This window comes from candidate division TA06 bacterium (assembly GCA_016208585.1).
In the GTDB taxonomy this organism is placed as follows: Bacteria; Edwardsbacteria; AC1; order AC1; family EtOH8; genus UBA5202.
Window position 1 is genome coordinate 1 of record JACQXR010000077.1, and the last position, 4,381, is coordinate 4,381.

At 55.7% G+C, this 4,381-nt stretch carries 3 protein-coding genes; all 3 read right to left on the reverse strand.

The features are described from left to right. Positions 1 to 161 precede the first annotated feature (161 nt). Positions 162 to 2,198: a diguanylate cyclase gene (locus HY768_05905; protein ID MBI4726742.1), complete on the reverse strand. Its 2,037-nt coding sequence runs from the start codon at positions 2,196 to 2,198 to the stop codon at positions 162 to 164. A gap of 221 nt (positions 2,199 to 2,419) precedes the next feature. Continuing rightward, a complete protein-coding gene (locus HY768_05910) occupies positions 2,420 to 3,235 on the reverse strand; it encodes an undecaprenyl-diphosphate phosphatase (protein ID MBI4726743.1) in 816 nt (271 codons plus the stop codon). Between the two features lie 53 nt (positions 3,236 to 3,288). After that, positions 3,289 to 4,125 carry a geranylgeranylglycerol-phosphate geranylgeranyltransferase gene (locus HY768_05915; protein ID MBI4726744.1) on the reverse strand — a complete coding sequence of 279 codons (837 nt, stop codon included), beginning with the start codon at positions 4,123 to 4,125 and terminating at the stop codon, positions 3,289 to 3,291. Between the last annotated feature and the right edge of the window lie 256 nt (positions 4,126 to 4,381).

Consider the following 4,381-nt stretch of genomic DNA (forward strand, 5'->3'; position numbering starts at 1 on the left):
AGTGGTAACATGGATATTTTTCAGTTTTCGGTCTCCGGTATAAGCATTCAACAAGCGTTCCAGCGAGGAATAATAACTTTCTTCGCGGGCGTCGCCTGCTTGGGCCGTTTCGTAAAGAGATTTTAAGTAAGTTTTAAGCATGGCTGCACAACGATCATTTACTATTGCTTGCTTATTTCTTTGGTAATGGTTGAATACCTCACCACCCGGTTCCTCCCGGCCTTCTTGGCCGCATACAGCGCCTCATCGGCGGCCTTGATCAGATCTGGTTTGTTGTTGGAGTCCTGGGGAAACGCTGCTACTCCCAGGCTGACCGTCACCGGCAGTTCCCCGGCCGTAGTAGAGAACTTCTCGCCCCCAATGGCCGTCCTCAACCCTTCGGCCAAAACCTCGGCCTCCTTGTCGGTCTTGCCCGGCCACACCGCTATGAACTCCTCGCCGCCGTAACGGGCCACGAAGTCATACTTGGAAATATTGGCCTTGAGCCGGGCCGCCACTTCCTTCAGCACCACATCGCCGATGGGATGCCCGTAGCTGTCATTCAGTTTTTTGAAAAAGTCTATGTCGAAAAGCGCCACGGACAAAGGTTTGTCAACTGACTTGGCTAAAGACTCGGTCAGAAAGTCCTGAAAGCGCCGGTGGTTGGCCAGGCCCGTCAGCCCGTCGCGGATGGCCATCTGCTCCTTCTCCTGGTAGAGGGCCGCGCTGCGCAGGGCCAGCGAGAACTGGCTCAAAAGGATGTGCAGGGTCTCGGTCTCGGCCTCGAAGACGTAGGGCTTGCGGCTTTCCAGCACCAGGATGTAGTGACAGACCCCTTCGTAGGTCAAGGGCGCCGCCAGCACCGAGCGGAAGCCGTGGTCCTGCCTCTCCTCGCGGCTGAACCGGAACAGGCCCAGCGAGCGGCGGTAGAAATCGTCCACCTTGCGCCATTCCAGGATTCTCAAAGCTTGTTCGCTAAGGGTGCCGGAAATATCCAGCTCGGCGCCCGGGGCCGGGAACCCGGCGGCGGGCGGCTCGGCCAGCAGCACCCGGCAGGGACCACCGGACTCCGGGGCCTGCAGCATGACCAGGTGGTCGCAGGAGACCAGCTCGGGGATCAACTTTCCCATGATCTCTATCACCTCGTCCACCTTCAGCCGGTTGGCCATCTGCTCCAAGTAGCGGTTCCATTCCTTGAGCCGCTCACCCTCCAGCCCCAGGGCCGAATGGCTCTGGTGGAGGATCATCAGCCGGGCCGCCTCTTCGGCGAATCCCGCCAGCAAGGCCTTAGAGCCTTCGTTGAAATGGTTCTCTTCCTCGCTGTCGGCTACCGCGATCCCCTCCACCCGGTTCTCCATGATGATGGGCACGGCCAAAAGCGACTTGAGCGGCTCGGACTTGGCGTAATATCCCAGATCTTTGGAGTCCTTGGAGAACACCGGATAGAGCAAAGCCTGTTTTTCCTTGACTACCCAGCCCAGGATTCCCTTCTGGGCATCAAGAGTCGCTTCCTTGATGATCTCGGCGCTGTAACTGCGCCAGGCCGCCAGTTTCAGGTAATTGGCTGAAGGGTCCAGCCGGAAAAAAGCGGCCGTCTTGGCGCCCAGGCTGGCGTGCATCAGCGAGGACAGGGCCTGCAGGTCATTCTTCAGCTCGGCCGCCGGAGCAATGATCTTCCGTTCCGGTTCGGCTTCCAAGTTCTGGGCCGGCGAAAAACTGCGCTTCAACAAAAGCCTGCCCACGGCAAAGGCCGCGGCCAGGAATAAAAACAGCCCGCCTAACCGGTACAGGGCCGGCCCGGGCAACAATTGGTGAAAGTAGGCGGAGCCGCCTTCGGTCAGGATAAGAACGGCCGGGGCCAAAAGTTGCCATCTGTCCTCGGCCCGGTAAAGCGACAGCAGGGTCAGCATCAGGTAGGAGAACAGCCAGGGGGAATTCATCCCCCCGGTCTGCTGGACGGCCATGACGGTGACGGCTGTCAGCAGCAGCAGGGTCCACAGCTGCCACCTCTGGCGGCTCTCCCGGCTGATGGCCCGCCAGATCAACGTTCCGTAGACCGATAGCAGGATTACGGCCCAGATGACCCCGGGAGTGGACGGCCAGGCCGCCGGATCGGGGTCGTTGGCCCGGTAAAAGGCCCCGGTAATGGCCACGGCGATCAGGGCGCCGGATATGACCAAAAGCCCGATCTTAAGCGGATTGGTTTTCTGCTTTTTCATTAAATATAGAACTTCTGATATTATTGTGACCAATAATCGACTATTTTTGTTCAATTACCAAACATGGGGCACTTCTGGTTGTCATGCCCGTAAAAACGGGCATCCAGAGGAATCACTGGATTCCCTCAGGAGTTTACCCCGTTGAAAAACGGGGAGGGAATGATATAATAACGCCATCTTGCTATTATATCTTTATCGTCAGATCTGGCAAAACAAACAACTCACTTTACCATGACAAACCAGACCAACCCGGCCAGGCCCGCCGCCCAGCAATAATAGGCAAAGTATTCCAGCCGGCCTTTTTTGACGATCTGCAGCAGGACCTTGATGGCCCAGTATCCTGAGATAGCCGCGGTAACGGCTCCCACCATCAGCAACACCAGTTCAGAGGACAGCAGGCCGGTCTCCAGCATGTCCTTCAGCTTGACCACCCCGGCCCCCAGGATGATTGGGATGGACAGCAGGAACGAGAACTCGGCCGCCTTCTCCTGGTTCATTTTGGTGAATATCCCGGCGGAGATGGTGCTGCCCGAGCGCGACACTCCCGGCAGTATGGCCACCGCCTGGGCCAGCCCGATGACCAGCGCCCGCCACCAGTTGATCTTGCCTTCATGGCTTTTTACCAGGCAAGTAAGGAACAGAATGGTCCCGGTGACCAGCAGAAAGACCGAGACCGCGATGGGACTGGCAAAGGCCTGCTCGATGACGTCGTCAAACTTGTAGCCGATGAAGGCCGCCGGAATGGTGGCCAGCATCAGCAATAAAGAAAGCCTTAAGTTGTCGTCGGTGAAGCACCAGCCCTTTTGGTAATACATCCGGCCCTTGAAGATCGATTTGATCAGCTTCCCGATCTTTATGCGGAAATATATCACCACCGACAGCAGGGTCCCCAGATGCACGAAGACCTCGAACCTCAGATTGTTGCCCTGAAGGCCAAACAGCTTTTCGGCCAGAGCCAGGTGCCCGGAACTGGACACCGGCAGGAACTCGGTCAGCCCCTGGATCAGCCCCAGTATCAACGCTTGGAAAATCGACATATTATCAATTCAATCTTAATTATTTGTTTTTGTTTTTTGCATTTAGTTTTCGGTTAAAGTCCCAGGCAAATGGCCATGATCCCCACCAGCATCACTATCTTGATGAAAAAGCTTATCCGGCCTAAATCCTCATCCCTTGGGCTGGTCAAAAGTTTCACGATCATTATGCCCAGCATCAGGTCCACCCCCAGGATCACCGCCAGCAGGTAACGGGTATTGTATATGCCCAGCAGATAGGGAACCGGGGTCAAGGTTATCAGGACCATCAGTGTCGCCGCCGCCAGTTTCAGGGATCTTTGCGCGCCCCAGGCTATGGGCAGGGTTTTGGCCCCTTGCGACAGATCGCCGCTCCGGTCCTGAACGTCCTTGATGATCTCCCGGGACAGGTGCATCAGAAAAGCAAACCCGGCCGGGAACCACGAAAGCCCGATATTTCCAACCGTCAGGCCGCCGTAGACAAAGGCCAACCCGCAGACCAGCGCCACGGTGAGATTCCCGGCCAGCCCCATCCTTTTGCCCCGGGCGGCATATAGCCATAAAAGGACCGATACCGCCAGGGCCAACGCCAAGGGTCTGACCCCGATGAAACATGCCAGGGCCAGGCCCAAAAGCATCCAGGCGGATCCCAGGTAAACGGCCGTCTTTGGCTGCAGCAGGCCCGCCGGCAGCGGCCGCTGGGACCGGTTGATCTTGTCGATCTCGTAGTCGTAAAAATCATTGAGGCTATTGCCCCCGGAAGCTATCAGCATAGCCGAGACCACAGCCAAGATTATGCCCCAAGCATGCGCTTTGAGCCCATAGCCCGAAGTGCCCACCAGCACCGAAAGCCCGGTGATGGCTACGTTCCCGGGACGGGAAAGTTTTATGGCAGCCAGGATTTTGTAGAACATCGCATTGAAAATATTTATCGTTTTAGAAAAAGTAGCCCGCTTTTAAACAAAACATGGGGCCGAGACCGTATTTATTTCTTGTGTTATCCCCAAATATTTTTACTGCGGCTATTTCTGCAGCGAAATTAAAACCATTAACGCCATAAAAATGAAGACCAACTGGGATATAAATACTATTTAACTATAATAAGTGATTCTATAGTTTCTAAAGTATCAAAAGTAAGAAAGCGCGAGTAATATAAACCTGAATATGGCG